This window comes from Wolbachia endosymbiont of Rhagoletis cerasi, assembly GCF_018454475.1.
Taxonomy (GTDB): domain Bacteria; phylum Pseudomonadota; class Alphaproteobacteria; order Rickettsiales; family Anaplasmataceae; genus Wolbachia; species Wolbachia pipientis.
Genome location: NZ_JADCNC010000016.1, coordinates 16,129 through 33,378, shown reverse-complemented (window position 1 = coordinate 33,378; position 17,250 = coordinate 16,129). Strand labels below are relative to the sequence as shown.

17 protein-coding genes are annotated in these 17,250 nt (G+C 35.4%); 5 read left to right on the top strand and 12 right to left on the bottom strand.

The window, feature by feature from the left end:
- Positions 1-7: 7 nt before the first annotated feature.
- A complete protein-coding gene (priA, locus tag INQ25_RS05845; protein ID WP_213863294.1) occupies positions 8-2,350 on the bottom strand; it encodes a replication restart helicase PriA in 2,343 nt (780 codons plus the stop codon).
- A 144-nt stretch (positions 2,351-2,494) separates the two neighbouring features.
- Between priA and INQ25_RS05840 the strand changes: the two genes are divergently transcribed.
- Positions 2,495-4,279, top strand: coding sequence for a hypothetical protein (locus tag INQ25_RS05840; RefSeq protein WP_213863293.1), 1,785 nt, complete (start codon positions 2,495-2,497; stop codon positions 4,277-4,279).
- A gap of 72 nt (positions 4,280-4,351) precedes the next feature.
- Here INQ25_RS05840 and thyX read toward each other — a convergent pair whose 3' ends face one another.
- The 3 genes from thyX to INQ25_RS07020 form a co-directional block, all read right to left on the bottom strand.
- Positions 4,352-5,206, bottom strand: a complete 855-nt coding sequence (gene thyX, locus INQ25_RS05835) for an FAD-dependent thymidylate synthase (protein ID WP_015589436.1) — start codon at positions 5,204-5,206, stop codon at positions 4,352-4,354.
- A 9-nt stretch (positions 5,207-5,215) separates the two neighbouring features.
- Positions 5,216-6,493 carry a UDP-N-acetylglucosamine 1-carboxyvinyltransferase gene (murA, locus tag INQ25_RS05830; protein ID WP_006279833.1) on the bottom strand — a complete coding sequence of 426 codons (1,278 nt, stop codon included), beginning with the start codon at positions 6,491-6,493 and terminating at the stop codon, positions 5,216-5,218.
- Positions 6,494-6,648: 155 nt separating this feature from the next.
- The gene (locus tag INQ25_RS07020; protein ID WP_458695336.1) at positions 6,649-7,422 is read right to left on the bottom strand and encodes a lysostaphin resistance A-like protein; all 774 of its coding nucleotides are present in this window, start codon (positions 7,420-7,422) and stop codon (positions 6,649-6,651) included.
- On the opposite strand from INQ25_RS07020, the gene INQ25_RS06535 reads away from it, so the two are divergent.
- Positions 7,331-7,555 (top strand): hypothetical protein, encoded by a 225-nt coding sequence (locus INQ25_RS06535; protein ID WP_010082031.1) that lies wholly within the window; start codon positions 7,331-7,333, stop codon positions 7,553-7,555. The two genes, INQ25_RS07020 and INQ25_RS06535, sit on opposite strands and share 92 nt — an antisense overlap.
- 40 nt (positions 7,556-7,595) lie before the next feature.
- Here INQ25_RS06535 and INQ25_RS06690 read toward each other — a convergent pair whose 3' ends face one another.
- From INQ25_RS06690 to acpP, 3 genes are read right to left on the bottom strand one after another with little or no spacing between them, the layout of a single operon-like run.
- On the bottom strand, positions 7,596-7,721 hold the full coding sequence (locus INQ25_RS06690) for a hypothetical protein (protein WP_255322260.1): 126 nt from the start codon (positions 7,719-7,721) through the stop codon (positions 7,596-7,598).
- Positions 7,722-7,724: 3 nt separating this feature from the next.
- Positions 7,725-8,996 carry a beta-ketoacyl-ACP synthase II gene (gene fabF / locus INQ25_RS05820; RefSeq protein ID WP_010082030.1) on the bottom strand — a complete coding sequence of 424 codons (1,272 nt, stop codon included), beginning with the start codon at positions 8,994-8,996 and terminating at the stop codon, positions 7,725-7,727.
- 13 nt (positions 8,997-9,009) lie between these two features.
- Positions 9,010-9,270, bottom strand: a complete 261-nt coding sequence (gene acpP / locus INQ25_RS05815; protein ID WP_006279836.1) for an acyl carrier protein — start codon at positions 9,268-9,270, stop codon at positions 9,010-9,012.
- 145 nt (positions 9,271-9,415) lie between these two features.
- Here acpP and INQ25_RS05810 point away from each other — a divergent pair, with 145 nt between their 5' ends.
- Together INQ25_RS05810 and INQ25_RS05805 are read left to right on the top strand one after the other, a co-directional pair.
- On the top strand, positions 9,416-10,207 hold the full coding sequence (locus INQ25_RS05810; RefSeq protein WP_213863291.1) for a polyprenyl synthetase family protein: 792 nt from the start codon (positions 9,416-9,418) through the stop codon (positions 10,205-10,207).
- Complete coding sequence (locus tag INQ25_RS05805) at positions 10,200-11,141, top strand: FKBP-type peptidyl-prolyl cis-trans isomerase (RefSeq protein WP_213863290.1); 942 nt, start codon at positions 10,200-10,202, stop codon at positions 11,139-11,141. Before INQ25_RS05810 ends, INQ25_RS05805 begins: the two co-directional genes overlap by 8 nt.
- A gap of 68 nt (positions 11,142-11,209) precedes the next feature.
- Here INQ25_RS05805 and hslU read toward each other — a convergent pair whose 3' ends face one another.
- Positions 11,210-12,700, bottom strand: coding sequence for an ATP-dependent protease ATPase subunit HslU (gene hslU / locus INQ25_RS05800; RefSeq protein WP_213863289.1), 1,491 nt, complete (start codon positions 12,698-12,700; stop codon positions 11,210-11,212).
- A gap of 1 nt (position 12,701) precedes the next feature.
- Positions 12,702-13,256 (bottom strand): ATP-dependent protease subunit HslV, encoded by a 555-nt coding sequence (gene hslV, locus INQ25_RS05795; RefSeq protein WP_006280198.1) that lies wholly within the window; start codon positions 13,254-13,256, stop codon positions 12,702-12,704.
- A 115-nt stretch (positions 13,257-13,371) separates the two neighbouring features.
- Here hslV and gshA point away from each other — a divergent pair, with 115 nt between their 5' ends.
- Positions 13,372-14,532: a glutamate--cysteine ligase gene (gshA, locus tag INQ25_RS05790; protein ID WP_213863288.1), complete on the top strand. Its 1,161-nt coding sequence runs from the start codon at positions 13,372-13,374 to the stop codon at positions 14,530-14,532.
- Between the two features lie 3 nt (positions 14,533-14,535).
- On the opposite strand, the gene INQ25_RS05785 is transcribed toward gshA, so the two are convergent.
- From INQ25_RS05785 to INQ25_RS05775, 3 genes are all read right to left on the bottom strand, one after another.
- Positions 14,536-15,333: a hypothetical protein gene (locus INQ25_RS05785; protein ID WP_006280195.1), complete on the bottom strand. Its 798-nt coding sequence runs from the start codon at positions 15,331-15,333 to the stop codon at positions 14,536-14,538.
- A 70-nt stretch (positions 15,334-15,403) separates the two neighbouring features.
- Positions 15,404-16,351, bottom strand: coding sequence for a ferrochelatase (hemH, locus tag INQ25_RS05780; RefSeq protein WP_010082099.1), 948 nt, complete (start codon positions 16,349-16,351; stop codon positions 15,404-15,406).
- Positions 16,352-17,146, bottom strand: a complete 795-nt coding sequence (locus INQ25_RS05775) for a hypothetical protein (protein WP_213863287.1) — start codon at positions 17,144-17,146, stop codon at positions 16,352-16,354.
- Positions 17,147-17,250: the final 104 nt, after the last annotated feature.

Genomic DNA, 17,250 nt, shown 5'->3' with positions numbered 1-17,250 from the left:
AAACTCGTTAAAAAAAACTCACAGGATCAACATCTATTATCACTGCAATACTCGAATTCAAGTTACAATTTTTAATCCAATATTTCAGCTTTTTTTGTATGGATAGACTATGCTTATTGTGTATTTTTAATAATACCCTATACCGATACTTATTATTTAAAAAATTTATCGCTGCTGGTGATGGGCCAAGAATTTCAAATTCCTTTTTGTCTACACCTACATTTTTTTCCTGGATACAAGTAGTTAAGCTACTTGGATGACAAAGAAGAGATTTTACTATTTCATTCGCTGCTTTTTGTGTTGCAATCTGATTCTTACCACAAATGATAAGCGCTATTAATCTGCTAAATGGTGGCATTTTGGCTTCACGTCTTGACTTAAGTTCAATTTCATAAAATGAGTCCCTTTTTTGATGCAGCAATGCTTTTATTATTGAACCTTCAGGATTATTGGTTTGCACTATTACCATTCCTTTTTCATTAAACCTTCCTGATCTGCCTGCAACTTGGTGCAATAATTGATACGTCTTTTCCGCTGCTCTCAAATCAGAATTTTCGAGGCTCAAATCTGCATTTATTACTCCAACCAAAGTTAATTTAGGAAAATTGTGCCCTTTAGCAATTATTTGTGTGCCGATTATAATGTTCACCTCTTCCTTTAACACTAAATCAATGATGTTACTAACCGACTTCTGATCGCTGCTTATAATCGCAGTTTTTGCGTTTGGTATTAATTTCACCATTTCTTCAAGTAACTTTTCAATTCCTATGCCGTAGAGGGACAACGGCTGTTCACTTTGGCAATTAGAGCATTTTTCTGGAAGTTTCAATTGATAAGAGCAGTGGTGGCACAAAAGAGCATTCTTTTTCTTGTGATATGTAAGCCAAACAGCACAATTTAAGCAGGAAATTTTATATCCACACTTTTTACAAATTGCCAGTTGTGCATACCCTCTGCGGTTTAGAAAAAGCATAACCTGCTGTTTTTTCTCTATGGTTTGTTTGATGCTTTCAAAAAGCTCAGAGGAGATCCATTGCTTGTCGTTCCTCATATCTACTACTTTAATGAGTGGCAATTCTGCACCACCAAATCGTTTAGTTAGCTTTACATGATTGTAATTCCCGTTTTTAACATGATGAATCGTTTCAAGCAGTGGAGTAGCTGATGATAAAATAATCGGAATATTTTCAAATTTGGCTAAGATTATCGCCATATCTCGAGCATTATATATAATTCCCTGTTCTTGTTTAAAAGATGAGTCGTGCTCTTCATCAACGATAATCAATTTTAGGTTTTTATAAGGCAAAAAAAGCGCTGACCGTGCACCAATAATTATCTGCGCATTTCCATTTGCTATATTGAGCCAATTATTCCGGCGAGTTTTTGGAGTGAGCCCTGAGTACCATTCAACTAAGTTTTTTGATATCTGACCGCGAACACGATTTACCAATTGTGAAGTTAAAACAATTTCAGGTAGGAGGATTAAAATTTGTGTATTACCTTCTCCTGATGTCATTTCAACATATTCTGGTGTCATACTAGTACGTGGCAAAGACGGTATGCTAAATGTTACAGTGGGTTTTGCCTTGAGTATAAAGGTGTCATTCCAGTGCTTGACACTGGAATCCAGGAATTTTGATTGTAAATTAGGTATTGGTTTTAAGTTAAAATAAACATTTGTAATGAGGTTATATGAAAAACTGGATCCCAGTGTCAGGCTACTCGGATGACACCCTCTTGGTAGACCCAAATCACAATGTTCGTACAGTTGTGTCTCTGGGCACTGGGATGGTAAAGTCTGAGCAGCATTTGGAACGGCAGTGTAATTCTTAATCAATTGTGCAATCACAGAGAGATAAACTTCCGTTTTTCCAGATCCTGTCTCACCGTCAAGCAAAGTCACTGAATACTCGTTCAAATTGCTGATTATTTTATCACTAGCTATCTGCTGTTCAGGGCTTAATTGGCAACTTATTTCACTTGTTTCCTGCTTTTGTTCAACACAAACCAATTTATCTATGTGATTTACTTTTAACACTCCTCCCATTATCACTTTGGCAAGCATACCAATAGGTATTAAATTGTATTGTGCAACCCACTCTGCAAATGCAATCAATTTTGGTCTAATATTTGGTAAATCGATTTTTTGCTCAATAAATTTTAATTCTCGGTTACTTTTATCACTGTATTTCCAAACTATTCCGATTAAGCGTTTTTTGCCAAATGGCACTACTACGTAATCTCCAAGTAAAATCTCAGTACTTTCCTCAATTGCATATGAAAATAACTGATCAATTGGAAGTGGTAGTAATACGTCAACTGTTTTTGCCATAGTGATTGAGTTTAACATTGTTTTAAAGAGCTTGTAACTTTATTAAGCTTGGCAATATAGATGAATCGGTACAGAGAAAATCTTAATGTTTAACACATTTTTCATAGTACAGACCGTATGATTGATAAATAAAATGATTTATAGAATTTGTGGAGGCTACCAATGGTCAACGACAAGATTACTTTGAACTTTGAAATAGAAAAAGGCGAACCTATAGATCGATACTACTTTTCTGCACATATAAAGCTTACAGATGAAAGCAAAAATCTTTTGCGGGAGAAGCTTGGCAGTACAATTCAATTCGATAATCTAGATGATCACTTCAATCTTAACCATGAGAATTTTTATATCTACTACAACAAATATAGTGAGCACAATGGTAGAAGTGAGCTACACGTTAGGGATGATAACGGTAAATATTTAACCTCCAATCTTCCACTTAATTACTATGGATTCTCAATGGAACTATCACCTGACGGAGCGTCAATTGCAGATTATGGTTTTTATCCTCTGTATGCAATCTATAACCCAAATCACTATGATAAAGCAAAGGAAAAAGTATTTGATGATCACGGTGAATTGTCACCAATTGCATCAAATGTGTTAGATAATTTTTTAAGCAACACAAATAGCTTAACCACACAAGATATATTACAAAATGTATTCTCACAACTGCAGAAGAAAGCTGATGAAGAAGCAGAAAGATTGGCAAGAGAGAGAGAAGCAGAAAGACAAAGGGAGGAAGAGTTAAATGAAAAGAACGAGGAGTTAAAAGAACTTGTAGAAAAGGATGAGATTAAAATATTCAAAGTGGTAAAAGGTAATGATTTAGGTAATGGGCATTCAGCAGTAGTTTTACAACTTGATGGGGAAGAAGGTGACAAGATACCTCTCGACTCTAGTAAATACTACATAGCAGAGTATAGACACCACCCAGAATGGGAAGGCGATGAATATTTAAATTTTGTTAGCCCTGATAGTGATATGCTGGTTAATTATGAAAACTTATTTTTTGTGCTCAATCAAAGCTCCTACTCAGACTTTGAAAGTGGGTTTTATTCAGAAAACAGAACCGATCCCCATAATTATGCTAAATATTCAAAGGAACCATATTTGAGTGGTGACCAGCTATCTGAAAAATTAGAGAATGAATTGGAGGAAGATAGCAATCAGATAGGTACTGAATTTACAATTGATGATGAGCAAGTAGACGAAGAAGTTGTGGTAGAGAGTGAAGCCAAGTCTGGGGAGAAAGGAACGGTTGGTGAGGATAACGCAAAAAATACTATACAGGAAGAAGAATCTAACTATATAGATCAAATGCAAGCGGATGATAGCAGCAGTTATAAACCAGCTTTGCAAAGCAATCGTGATGATTATGCTGATACGAAAAAAGCTCTGCAGGAAAAATTGCATGGAGATGAAATACACAAGCAAAGTAATGAGAAAGCTCAAAAAGATATAGAAGTAAAAAAAGTAACTGTGGAAACTGACAGTAGCAGTAATAAGACTGAAAAACAAACAAAACCAACAGAAGATGAACAAGAAACTGTTATGGCAAGTGTGATAGAAAATATGGATAAAAATTCTGATATTGAAGCAGAAACTTCTAACAGTGTTGCAAATTCACAACATCCCTTAAAAATAAAGACAGGAAGTCCTCTTGAAGTGGGAAAGTATAAGGTGGAGCTGCAAGTGACATATGATGATGTAAAGAATTTTTATGATACCGTACGTGGTAAATATCATGCTGGCGATGGATATAACTACGAACAAGTAATGGTTTTATATAATGAAATTGTTAGGCCCGCTCACAATCATCATTACGAGCTGTTTACTCTTGATGAAGCACATGTTGCTAATGATCACCTGTTTATCAAGGGTCAGGATTTTGGAACTCTAAATGATTTTAATGAGATGTTCTATAAAAGTGATGAGTTAATGTGATGTAAAAAGCAAGATTCAATCTGGTGAACGAGAGTTAACTGACAGAGGAGATTGACACGTATGCCTTTATCTTTAAGATTGTTTATCAAGTATAGACATCAGCTCGCCCCATTCTCTTTTACCAATATTACTTTCTTCTCTAGTAACGTTTTCCCCTTTAATTAATTTGCGAATTATTTCTAGACCAGTTCTTGAAATACAGGCTGATTCTAGGCAATATTCAACAAAGGCATTGTAGGCCAGTGGAACCCATTTTTTTATTATATCCAGCATAACTTCTGCATAAACTCTGATTTCATATTGGGCATGCTTATCAGCTCTAAGCTTCAAAAAATGAAGGAGATTATGCAGATCTATTTTCCAATAAAATTGCGTGTAGTAATTAAGCATTAGGTTAGTTCTGGCAATTTCTCTTGCAAGCCCCTGCTCAATAAATTTTTCATAATGAGAATATACTAAATTAGAGTCATTTGTTAGAGAATCTATTATTTCCTTTGAGGTATCTGGATCAAAAGCTTCCCCGCTACCTTGTTTATTATTGTCAGATTGTTTTGCAACTTGTTCTGGTTTAGGTGTATAAAATTCATTATCAAGTATTGAATACCTTGCTGAATATTCATTCACATTTGCAGTTCTATGCCTTATCCATTGCCTTGCAACAAAAATTGGAAGTTTCACGTGAAACTTAATTTCACACATTTCAAATGGAGTTGTATGATGATGTCTCATTAAATACTTTATAAGTGCTTCATCCTGACTTATCTGTTTTGTTCCCTTGCCATAAGAAACACGAGCAGCTTGAACTATAGCGCTATCAGAGCCCATATAATCCACTACTCGAATAAATCCATGGTCTAATACCTTATGTTCTTCATATAAGATTGCATCTATTTCTTTTACTATAGTTCGTTTGGTTGCTTCATTCATAAAATATCCTCAAGACGAAATGGAGATATCAGCTCCACATGAATTGAGTTTTTCATGCATTGCTTCATATCCTCTCCATAAATGATGTGAATTGTTTATTATAGTTTCTCCACCGGCTACCAAAGAAGCAAGCACCAAAGCTGCTGTTGATCTTAAGTCAGTAGCATATAGATTAGCTCCAGATAAGCTTTTTATTCCACTTATAGTAGCTTTGCTTTTCTCGATGCTGATATTAGCACCTAACTTTCTCAATTCATCTGCATGTGTAAATCTGTTTTCAAAAATGTTCTCTTCAATTACTGATATCCCATCAGCGATGCACATTGCAGACATCAGTTGTGGTTGCATATCACTGGGAAAATTGGGATATGGATCTGTCGCAACGTTAGCAGACTTAATAGAGCCATTTTTTCTGGAAATAACAATGCCTCCATCATACAGTTCAACCATAGCTCCTATAGTCTCCAACTCATTTGTAATACACCTTATATCAGATAGATTTATTCCTTCCAACTCCAACTTACCACCGGTTATTATAGCAGCTAGTGCATAGGTGCCTGCTTCTATGCGATCTGGTATTATTTTATGAACACATCCATTTAGTGCTTCAACTCCTGTTATTATGACCTTTGTATTATCAATTTCAATATCAGCACCCATTTTCTTCAGAAAATCTATTAAATCAAGAACTTCCGGCTCAGTTGCAGCATTGTTTATTGTTGTCACTCCTTCTGCAAATGTTGCTGCCATTATTACATTTTCTGTTGCGCCAACACTTATTTTCTCAAATGTGATTTCTTTTCCTTGTAGCTTTCCTTTCACTGTTGCAATTATATTATAGCCGTCAATTTCAATTTTAGCTCCCATTTCTTCTAATGCTTTAATATGCATATCAACGGGACGCTTTCCAATGTTGCATCCACCAGGAAATGCTGTTCTCGCTTTGCCAAATCTGCTAAGCATTGGACCCAATATTAGAAAAGAAGTTCTTAGCTTACTTGCGGTTTTATATGGCATCACGTGATTGTTGATATTGCTGCAGTCAATTTTCAAAGTATGGTTCGCTTTATAATTTTTATTGTGCATAAAGTTCACTTCTGCTCCAAGACTTTCAAGCAACTTAGACATTAGATGCACATCAATTAAATCAGGTACATTATGCAAAATTACCGGGGAGCTACTTAATAGACTTGCTGCCATTATTGGTAAAACAGCATTTTTTGAGCCATTAATCTTGATTTTTCCGACCAAAGGTTTGTAGTTATTTCTTATTAATATCTTGTGCATTTAATTAGATATAAAGTATAATTCATTAGTTTATTGAAGTCTTACTAAGTATAATAGATTGACCGTAAAAGGCAAAATTTGCTTTTTCTTCCTCATCATCCCAGTGTCATGCTACCTGCATGACACCTGATGCGAATTGCCCCCGAAATTTTATACTATGAATTACTCAAATGACGCTCTCGAGCTTTATCAAACCAAATAACACCAATTGCAACAATGAAATAACCAGCTGCTCCTAATGTAAGGCGAATTACTGCATCGAAAGTTGACAGAGGAGGAGACGGCATTAGAATGCTCAAAATACTATACACAAGATTATTTGTTGCATGAGCAATAGTTACTGGCCAAATCGAGTTGTCTTTTTCAAACAACCAGGTAAACATTATAGACATTGCACAAATATAAAGGGTATAAGCACAAATAGTCGGGAATGTAAAGCCATCCTTCCACAAAGCTGAGCCAGCAACCACATAAGTTGGTATGTGCCATACTGACCAAATAATACCGACAATAATTGCTCTGATATAAAAATTTGATATTTTGCTTTTAAGATTTTTCAAAAGATAGCCACGCCAACCGATCTCTTCACCAAGAGACATAATGATCCACATCACAAAGGTTGATAATAAAACAAATAACATCACTAATGGACTCAAAACTGCACTCAAATCCTTTACACGGTCTAACGTAAAAGACTCTCGGAAAAATGAAAAACCGCAGTAAATTGACAAAAGACCATTGGAAATTAGCATACTTACCAGAATAAGTATAAACCCTAATAGACAGTTTTTTGGCGAACTAAGTTTAAAAAGATCCCTTACCTTCTGTTTATTATAAATGGTTAGCAAAATTGCAACTGAAGCCGGAACAAATGTTGTTAATAATGTTATGTCTTTGAAAGGTAAGCACCAAGCTATAATGCACGTCAAAAAATATGTAATTACAACAAATAATGTACAATTAATAGTGGTTAAATTCATGCATACGCCCATCAATTCCTTTTCTGCATTATTGATCTTTATTCATAAATTGTCAATAAAATACTTCTTCAGGGATGAATAGAATATTTTTTCTTTTTGAATTGCTATTGATAGTTTAATTTTTATATGTATTCCCTTTCACAACCGTTTGTCATCCCAGTGTCACGTGCTGGGATGACAGTAGGAGAGCTGCTTGCATGACAAGAGGAGGGTACTGGAATGACAAGAGGAAGACACTGGGGTGACATCAACTAAACTTGTCCAAATATGAGCGATGCATTAGTGCCACCAAAACCAAACGAATTAGAAAGTGCATATTGAATTTTATGCTCCTGAGCTTTAAACGGTACAAAATTTAAATCACATCCTTCTGAAGGCTTGTGTAAATTTAAGGTTGGCGGAATAATTCCATTATTTAACGCAAGAATACTGAATATTGCTTCAACGCTCCCTGCAGCACCAAGTAAATGTCCTATAGAAGATTTAGTTGAAGAAACAGGTATTTTATAAACGTAGTCACCGAATAACTGTTTCATTGCTATTACTTCAATTTTATCTCCAAGTGGCGTTGAAGTTCCATGTGCATTGATATACCCTACTTGATTGGGATTAATTTGTGCGCTCTTTAAAGCAAGCTGCATTGCCTTAAATGCGCCTCTTCCTTCTGGATGTGGTGCTGTAATGTGGTGCGCATCTCCTGTGAGTCCGTACCCAACCAGTTCAGCATGTATTTTTGCCCCCCTTTTTTTCGCATGTTCGTATTCCTCCAGCACCAATATACCTGCTCCTTCACCCATAACAAAACCATCGCGTTCTTCATCCCATGGCCTTGAAGCTTCTTCCGGTTTATCGTTAAATTTAGTTGATAACGCCTTCATAGATGCAAAACCTGCAATTCCAACTCTACACAGTGCACTTTCTGCTCCACCTGCAATCATAACATCCGCTTCACCAAGTTTTATAGTTCTTGCTGAGTTTATGATTGCATGCGCACCTGTTGCACATGCGGTTACTGCTGAATCGTTTGGACCTGTAAATTCGTATTTAATAGAAATATGGCCAGATATCAAATTTATTAGACTTGCAGGGACAAAAAATGGACTGACACGTCTGGGCCCTTTTTCCTGCATGGTAATAACATTTTCCTGAATTGACGGAAGACCACCTATACCAGAGCCAATAGTCACACCAACACGTTCCCGATTGATATTTTGGCTTTCCAAAATTAATGAATCATCTACTGCCTGAATAGCTGCTGCAATACCGTAATGGATAAAACGATCTGTCCTTTTTGAGTCTTTCTCAGAAATATAATCTAGTGGATTGAAATGGTGCTCAATGTTGTCTGATTGCAACGGCACCTGCCCTGCAATTTTGCAAGCAAGATCAGAAGAGTCAAATCTATCCGTATTGATTGCTTTTATGCCAGACTCACTTTTTATTAGCCTTGACCAAGTGTTGTCAACATCTGCCGCTAGTGGAGTGATTAAACCAACACCAGTGACTACTACTCTTCTGCTCATTTAACACTAACTATTAGCCTTTTTTATTATTAATGTACTCAACTATTTGCTCCATAGTTTCCATTTTTTGTGCGTCTTCATCTGGAATTTCTATTCCAAACTCTTCTTCTGCTGCCATGATGATTTCAACTGCATCTAAGCTGTCTGTACCATGCTCCGAAAGCTTTGAAGAGCTGTTGAATTTCTCTACATCCTTACTAATATGCTCTAGTATAATCTTTTTCACTTTTTCTTCTATGTCTTCTCTAGTGCTCTTTGCTAGTTCGCTATTCACATTTCTTACCAAAAAAATAACCTATTCTTTGATGTTATAAAAAATTTTTATGTTTGCAATATCTTTTATAACTGGTAAACTACAGTAAAGTTTTCTACTGCCCTAGCTGGCTAGCGTTACGTGCTAAACAATTAACAATTCAAAAATGCTAGACGAAACAACAAAAAATTTGCTTATTGTAGAAGTAAATAAACTTTTACCAGAAAATAGTGAGAATAAGCTTATATCAGCTATGCGTTATATACTCCTTGCTCCTGCAAAACATATACGCTCCTTTTTAGTCGTAGCTTCATCGCGAGTGTTTAACGCGGAAGCTAAAAAAGTAATATCAGTTGCTGCAGCAATTGAATTTGTTCATGCTTACTCTCTAATTCACGATGATTTACCGTGCATGGACAACAGTGATACTCGCAGAAGCCAGCTAAGCTGCCATAAAAAATTTGATGAAGCAACAGCAGTACTTGCCGGAGATGCACTACTTACTCTGGCTTTTGAGGTATTATCTTCGTTAAATGAGAAACGCTGTGAGATCATAAAAGTGCTCTCTCAAGCAATAGGAATTAGGGGAATGGTGGGAGGACAGATTTTAGATATTGGTGCAGATTTTAACAAAATAAAAGAAATTCATTTGATGAAAACCGCAAAACTATTTGCAGCTTCATGTGAAATAGGTGCTATAATAGGGGGTGCTACAGATGAACAACGGAGAGCGTTATATAACTATGGAATAAATCTAGGGCTTATCTTTCAAGCTAAGGATGATATTGAAGACTACGAACAAGATAAAACAAATAATCTTATGTCTGTGCTTGGTAAAAGTGAAGTAGAGGACTATATAGATGGCCTCTTTAAACAAGGCTTGGATAATTTGAGTGCGCTTTCAGGGGATACTAATTATTTATATGATTTATTGAATCAAGTAAAGAAAGATGGTTAGAAAAATTATATTACAAATGCTTATTTCCGTAGTAATGATTCTCACTTTAACTTCTGCTTTTGTGTTTACTATTGTCTATATAAACAAAGGTAAATCGGAAAAAAAGGACAAGCTTTATGAGATAAATGCCACGCATGGTGGTTTGATACAGACGATAGCATATTACCTAGTGAAGCCAATACTTGAATCAGCACTTGACCGCTATATTGAAAAGCATGGGCTGACAGAATATTTAGAAGAAATGACGCAGCAAAAAGAAGAAGATTCAATAAATTTTTATGAAATTACTGAAGGCAGTGGCAGCAAGGCTTTTTGTGGCCTGGAAGTCCTATTGCAAATATATAAAATTTCTAATAATAACTTAGCAACACTCCCTAGCAAAGTTTCTGATGTTACTTTGAAAATAGGTCAAGATAACCTAAAAGAAGTGAGTTTAGGGGTAATAGGTATGAAAGAAGGCGGAGAGCGTGTAGTTACTATTGCCAATGATAACAAAATGAATTTTAATTCTTATTACGTCAAACTGATCGAAGTAAAGGATAAATATCCCGACTCAGTAAATAATCTGATGGTTTTTAATGACTTAATTAACAAGACTGGAAAACAAGTAAGGTGCGGTGATGAGATATCGGTTAAATATAGCGTAAAGGAGCATAATGGAGAATATATAGCCAAAGATCAAACAGTGCAATTTAGGGTTGGCGATAAAAAAATACCACTTGCTATAGAGCTTGGAGTTGTGGGAATGAGAGCTGGTAATAAAAGAACTATTCTTTCTCCGCCTGACCTTTTGACTATTACTGACGATATGTTAATAAAAGACATAGATTATGATGAAGAAAATATCTCAATAATTGACTTAAGCTTAGATGTTAAGCAAGAGGTCGCAGCACACCATTCTACTGTTGAAAAACAGCCTAAAGAATATAGCTGAAATTTTAGGTCTACTGGCTGACCTTCTGAACACTTTCTATATTACTTAAAGTAGGCTTTTCGTTTTTCCTAAAGTATAAACTTAGATAAATCAAGCTGCTTCGAAATTGACTCAAGTTTATCTTTTACATACTTGCTGTCTATAATGAATTTTTCGCTATTTTTCTCAGAAGCAATGAAACTTATCTCATCTAAAAGCTTCTCCATAACAGTGTGAAGCCTTCTTGCGCCTATATTTTCCACTTGCCTATTAACTGTAAACGCTATTTCAGCTATGGTTTTTATACCATCATCAGTGAACTCAAGTGTCACATTTTCTGTTTTCATTAAAGCTATGTACTGCTTTAACAAACTAGATTCTGGTTCCTTTAATATTCTTATTAAATCTTCTTGAGTAAGTGCCTTAAGTTCTACCCTGATCGGTAATCTGCCCTGCAATTCCGGTAAGAGCTCAGATGGTTTAGACTGATGAAAAGCACCAGATGCAATAAATAATATATAGTCTGTTTTTACATGGCCATACTTAGTTGTAACAGTTGTTCCTTCAAGTAATGGTAACAGATCGCGTTGCACTCCTTCTCTGTTTACTTCACCTTTTACTTCTGTACGCGCTGCAATTTTGTCTATTTCATCCAAAAATACTATACCGTCATTACTAACAAGATCAATGGCTTCTTTGATTATCTTATCTTCATCCATTAGCCTTTCACTTTCTTCATTAATTAATATTTCACGCGCTTCTTTTACCTTCACCGTAATAGTTTTTGTTTTTTTGCTCCCGTTAAACATCTTGCCCATTATTTCTGTTACATTCATCACACCAACTTGCCCACCTGGCATGCCTGGTATATCGAAAGTAGGTAACATACTCTTGCTCTCTCTGACGTTAATAGAAACTTCTCCGTCCTCAAACTCTTTATTCCTCAACCTTTCTCTAAAAATTTTTTTACTCTCTTCGGTTGCATTTTCGCCTACCATAGAGTTTACTATTGTTTTCTCAGCTAAAATTAAAGCCTTTTTAGCTAAGGCTTTACGGGCTTTCTCTTTAACTAAAACTATTGCTGCATCAACTAAATCGCGTATTATCGAATCAACGTCACGTCCAACGTACCCTATTTCAGTAAACTTCGTTGCCTCAATTTTTATGAACGGTGCACCGGCAAGTTTTGCTAAGCGACGAGCTATTTCAGTTTTACCAACCCCTGTATGACCGATCATCAATATATTCTTAGGTATGATTTCATCACGCAATGGAAATGGAACCTGATTGCGACGCCAACGATTTCTGAGCGCAATGGCAACAGCACGCTTTGCATCATCCTGTCCGATTATGAATCTGTCCAATTCTTTAACTATCTTCTGTGGTGGCAGGTCATCTAACAAAACTTGAGTGCTGTCATTAACTTGAACATCGCTGTCATTTGAATCAAAACCACTCTTAGTATCTTTATAGAGGTTATCTTTTTCATCGTAGGTGTCACTACTACAAGACCGCCCTTCTGAAAGGGTTATGGGCTGATTGGAAAAATTGGTGCATAAAGTTTTTTGCTTGGAAGACATATCACTCCTCTATCTTTTCAATAACTACATTATGATTTGTATAAACACATATATCGCCAGCTATCTTCATAGCCTTTTTCGCAATTTCCTCTATTGATATTCCTTTAATGTCAATTAAAGCTCTTGCTGCAGATAGAGCAAAATTTCCCCCAGAGCCAATAGCTGCGACTCCATCTTCAGGTTCAAGAACATCACCTGTTCCCGTAATTACTAATGAAATAGATTTATCTGCAACGATCATCATAGCTTCTAATTTCCTCAGATATTTATCCATTCTCCAGTCTTTTGCAAGTTCAACACATGCTCTCATTAATTGCCCTGGGTGCTTGTCAAGTTTAGATTCTAATCTTTCAAAAAGAGTAAATGCGTCGGCTGTTGCCCCGGCAAATCCAGCAATTACGGAATCACCAGAAAGACGCCTAACTTTTTTTGCTCCAGATTTTATAACAGTGTGGCCCAGTGAAACTTGTCCGTCACCTATTACTACTACACTTTTATCTTTTCTAATTGATAATATAGTAGTGCCATACATTTTATTGTTATCGTGTTGAATCATTTTTCTATCACTTTAAATAAGAATCTCATTATACTTTAATCTTTAGTCAAATTTACTAAATATGTTCAACTATAGCTTATAATATAATACCTTCCTTATAACATTTAAAGTGCAGATGCAAAACATAATTCACCCAGATTTGGAAAAAAGTATAAATAATTGGTTCGAAGCAAAATTTAATGGCCTTACATCGCCATTTTATAGCTCTATAGATCTTAGAAACTCTGGCTATAAAATCGTTCCAGTAGACGCTAATTTATTTCCTGCGGGGTTCAATAACTTAAGTGAAGAATCAAGAACGATGGCAGCAAGATTGATAAAAAGCTATTTTAAAAGACATCAATACAAAAAGGTTCTTATAATACCGGAAAATTATACACGCAATAAAATGTATATAGAAAACGTATTTGTTATAGAGAAAATACTACAACTCGCAGGTTTTGAGACTAGAATTGGCCTTTTATATAATGAAGTATACAATTTAATAGAACAGTATGAAACTGTTGTGAAAGAAAACTCTCTGCTAAAGACAACTTCAGGATTTGTGCCTGATGTTATTATACTGAACCGTGATATGACGAGCCACATTCCAGACACGCTGAAAGACGTAAAGCAAGATATAGTACCAAGCCCACTATACGGTTGGCATAGCAGACAGAAATTTAAGTATTTTGAAATCTATCAAGAATTAGCATCTGAGTTTTGTGGCGAATTTAAAATAGACCCATGGCTAATTTCTGTGCTTACAGAGAGCTGTGATGGAGTTGATTTTGATGATGATTTGTCACTAGGAGCAGTAGCAACTAAAGTTGACCAAGTATTATCTCTAGTGCAAAAAAAATATGAGGAATATGAAATAAAAACACAACCTTACGTTTTTATCAAAGCAAGCAATGGCACATATGGGATGGGCATTATAACAGCAACAAGTGGAGAGGAAATATTAAACCTCAATAAAAAAAAGCGTCATAAAATGAAAAAGATAAAAGAAGGAATAGCAATCAATAGCGTTATTATACAAGAAGGTGTACCAACCATTGACATGTTTAAAAGCAGTTCTGCAGAACCGCTAATATACTATATAGGAGATACTCCAACATGTTACTTATACCGATGTAATAGCAGAAAAGATGTATATTCTAGCTTGAATGCCACTGACTGTGAGTTTCATGATGTTAGCCAGGTTGTAGAAGGTAAAATTCTATCACTTTGGAGTATTGTTAGCAAATTAGCAGTACTAGCGTTGGCAGTAGAAATAAAATCTTTTCATCCCTAATTCTTATACCTCTACAGTGCTGTCATTAGAATGACCGTTTATATTATGAACATCATCAAGTTCAGTGGAAGGATCATCATTGACAGGTTGTTGAAACAATTTGTCAAGCTGAACTGCAAGAAATACTGCACTATATATTATGCTGACTGTTACGCTTAAGTTGAAATTATAGATTATACCATTACCTAAGTTTATTGGTATAGTTGGAGTCTCTATCCTTCTTAATATGAAGTTTAATAAACCTAACGACAAAGTTAATGTGCTAATAATAAGGTCCTTCTTACACTCAGCAGACTTTTCAGGATCCTTATTATCCAGATATTCCTTGCATGTATAATAATAGCTTATAGGTTCTGAAATGAACAAAAATAGGATCGTTGAGGTTAAGTTAATATAACTTATTATGTCTGTATTGCTTCCAGTGCAAAAATGGATGATTTTCAACATCATTAGCGCTTCTATGGTGCTGCTTGCAAGATTAGCCGATTTACCCACAATTTTTGCCAGCTCTTTTTTACTCTCAGGGTTTCTGTAATCCTTAATTAGATCCTGTAGAGTAAATGCAGAATGGGCAATGTATAGAATAGATGTCGGAAACTTTACTAGCCGAGCAACATTCCGTATAAGAAAGATATTGGATCTATTATTGTCAATGAACTCGCAGCAAAATTGCAGTGAAATCTTACACAATAGGGCTGTTAAACCTGTTGTGATGCAGATTACCTTCCTGAAATCATGATCATAAATATCATGCACCCTTTGTGCGAGTATGTTAGATTTCTTTTTTAGCTTGTTTGGCATGAAATAGTTAATAACTTCCTGTTATTCTATCACATAAAATCCTAAAAGAAAAGCCCTATGAATCAGGACTTTAAGGGAGATTTATGCACAAATCGGCTAAGCATTTTATAAACAAGGGATCGGTACTGAGAGTTGGCACACGAAAGTAATATCCATCCTTGATAATTGCTTTATATTCTATATCAAGTTCAACTAGAGTTTCTGAATGCTCAGAAACAAAAGATATAGGTGATAGAACTACAGGTACACCATCAGCTTTTGCGCGTAATAGCTCACTTTCAGTGCTTGGCTCTAGCCATTTTACAGGACCAATCTTACTCTGATAACATATTGACCAATCTAAGTTATTGATAGCTAACTTTTCTACTATTAACTCTACGCTTCTTTCTACCTGTGAAGCGTAAGGGTCGCCCTTTTTAATGATACTAAGAGGTAAGCTATGGGCTGAAAATAGGACTCTTGGTTTACCGATTTTTCTAGCCAATTTATAGTACTTAGCTATCAGATTAGTGTGAGCTTCAATAAAATCTTGGTTATCATAATAACGGTGAATCATTTTTGTATTGCATTTTAGGCCATACCGTTTAGCATTTTTTTGCCAATTCTCGATGGATGACAGAGTTGTGGTAGTTGAATATTGTGGATACAGTGGCAGCAGAATTACTTCGTCAGGATCAAACTGTTTTACACTTTCAATAACTTCGTCAGCAAATGGACGCCAATAGCGCATGCAGATGAATACCTTGTGTACATGGTTTCTATTTTCGTTTAATTTTAGTTCTGAAGCATTAGCTTGCATTTTTGTATTCTCTAGAATTGGCGATTTACCTCCAATTTCCTCGTATATTTTTCGTGCAGTATTTTCTCGTTTCGCAGATATAAACTTTGCTAAAAGAAACCGAAAGGGATTCGGTAGATTGATTATTCTCCTGTCATAAAAAAGGTTGAATAAAAAAGGACGGACCGCATTTAGTGAATCAGGCCCGCCAAGATTAAATAAGATAACTGCCTTTTTCACCTACGCACTACTACAACAAGTTACTTCTGGGGTGCCTATAAAATTAGCTACACACTCATCAAATTTAGTTATAGGCACTAAATTTCTCACACTAGCATACAATAAATGACCTGATCTCTGCAGGTTACTCTTGGTAGATGTGAAGCTCCAATCGAAAAATGTATCGACAAAAAGACTTGGCGCTACTTCAAGAAGTTCAATAGCAGCTAAAGATAGCATGATACAACTTTGCAGGACCTTCAAAAGAACCTTTAGAGGGAAAAGTAAAACTTTAACGAAAAGAGAGGTGCTACTTGTTTCATCCGGTGGTTGCTCTGAGTTAGGCGAATTATACTCGATGTGTTTTCTACTTTTATCGAAAATAGGGTAGATTATAGTATCTTTCTCAAATTCCTTATTCACTGTTTCTTTTGGGCAACCTGTTTGTTTTTCTAATAATTTTTCACGTAGATTAAAAGTTCTGACAATAAAACATGTGGCAATCATTAAGACAGCACAAGCAAGTGCACATTGTAAAAGACTTAAACCACCTACTATAGCCGGCAGTGCAAAACAAACAAGCGGTGCTATGATTATCATTTCAAGAAATGAAATAGTGTTTCTTTTCATCGCAAAGACAGCACCTTTTTTTAATTCTGTATTATGATGTGAACTATATTCCAAATAACTTAAAAAGGCTAAATTAAAAGTCAGAAACCCTTTTGTTCCACAAAAAATTGACGATTTCAAGTTATTGACCAATTTTTTAGCAGTAGATTCAGCTTTTTCATTAGTTTTTTTACAACATTTACCCATACAATACCTCCTTGATGGTTCATTCTTAACTATAAATAAAAAATCACTTTTATGAAATTAAAATTTATAATAAGATAAATCTATAAATATACTATTTTACTTAA

What these genes read in the sequence shown, in the direction of transcription:
- INQ25_RS05785 (WP_006280195.1), bottom strand. Translation starts at nt 15,333, where the DNA reads ATGCCAAACAAGCTAAAAAAGAAATCTAACATACTCGCACAAAGGGTG.
- murA (WP_006279833.1), bottom strand. Translation starts at nt 6,493, where the DNA reads ATGCACAAGATATTAATAAGAAATAACTACAAACCTTTGGTCGGAAAA.
- INQ25_RS05775 (WP_213863287.1), bottom strand. Translation starts at nt 17,146, where the DNA reads ATGGGTAAATGTTGTAAAAAAACTAATGAAAAAGCTGAATCTACTGCT.
- gshA (WP_213863288.1), top strand. Translation starts at nt 13,372, where the DNA reads ATGCAAAACATAATTCACCCAGATTTGGAAAAAAGTATAAATAATTGG.
- INQ25_RS06690 (WP_255322260.1), bottom strand. Translation starts at nt 7,721, where the DNA reads ATGTCACCCCAGTGTCTTCCTCTTGTCATTCCAGTACCCTCCTCTTGT.
- INQ25_RS05810 (WP_213863291.1), top strand. Translation starts at nt 9,416, where the DNA reads ATGCTAGACGAAACAACAAAAAATTTGCTTATTGTAGAAGTAAATAAA.
- fabF (WP_010082030.1), bottom strand. Translation starts at nt 8,996, where the DNA reads ATGAGCAGAAGAGTAGTAGTCACTGGTGTTGGTTTAATCACTCCACTA.
- INQ25_RS06535 (WP_010082031.1), top strand. Translation starts at nt 7,331, where the DNA reads ATGGTTAGCAAAATTGCAACTGAAGCCGGAACAAATGTTGTTAATAAT.
- INQ25_RS05805 (WP_213863290.1), top strand. Translation starts at nt 10,200, where the DNA reads ATGGTTAGAAAAATTATATTACAAATGCTTATTTCCGTAGTAATGATT.
- hslU (WP_213863289.1), bottom strand. Translation starts at nt 12,700, where the DNA reads ATGTCTTCCAAGCAAAAAACTTTATGCACCAATTTTTCCAATCAGCCC.
- INQ25_RS05840 (WP_213863293.1), top strand. Translation starts at nt 2,495, where the DNA reads ATGGTCAACGACAAGATTACTTTGAACTTTGAAATAGAAAAAGGCGAA.
- priA (WP_213863294.1), bottom strand. Translation starts at nt 2,350, where the DNA reads ATGTTAAACTCAATCACTATGGCAAAAACAGTTGACGTATTACTACCA.
- thyX (WP_015589436.1), bottom strand. Translation starts at nt 5,206, where the DNA reads ATGAATGAAGCAACCAAACGAACTATAGTAAAAGAAATAGATGCAATC.
- hslV (WP_006280198.1), bottom strand. Translation starts at nt 13,256, where the DNA reads ATGATTCAACACGATAACAATAAAATGTATGGCACTACTATATTATCA.